The sequence below is a fragment of the Brevibacterium permense genome, from assembly GCF_025506275.1.
GTDB lineage: Bacteria > Actinomycetota > Actinomycetes > Actinomycetales > Brevibacteriaceae > Brevibacterium > Brevibacterium permense_A.
On the sequence record NZ_QYCP01000006.1, the window covers coordinates 1 to 383 of the forward strand.

Sequence of the window (383 nt, forward strand, 5' to 3'; positions counted from 1 at the left end):
CCATAAGACTTTCCATGAGTACCTGGAGAACCTGATTCTGCATTGTGAAACCAATGGAGTCTCACTGCATTTGGCATTGATTGATATTGATAATTTCAAGAAAGTCAATGATACCTACGGCCATTGGGTAGGAGATATTGTCCTCAAGGATGCCGCAGGCTGCATTACAGAGCTGCTCAATACGAATAACTTCGCCGCACGTTATGGAGGGGAAGAATTCGCGATTATATTTACGGATACAACCGCTGAAGAGGCGGCTGAGCAGGCGGAGCAAATCCGCCAGCGGATTGAGAGCATGCCATTATCCCATATGAGGGAGCAGCCAGTTACCGTTAGTATTGGTCTATGTACCTATCAGCCCGGCAATGGCAAAGAATTATTAT

The 383-nt window shown here is 46.2% G+C and carries 1 protein-coding gene; it reads left to right on the forward strand.

The features are described 5' to 3' along the window. Positions 1-64: 64 nt before the first annotated feature. Positions 65-383: GGDEF domain-containing protein (locus tag D3I60_RS01310; RefSeq protein ID WP_262774297.1), on the forward strand; the 319-nt coding region annotated here is incomplete at its 3' end.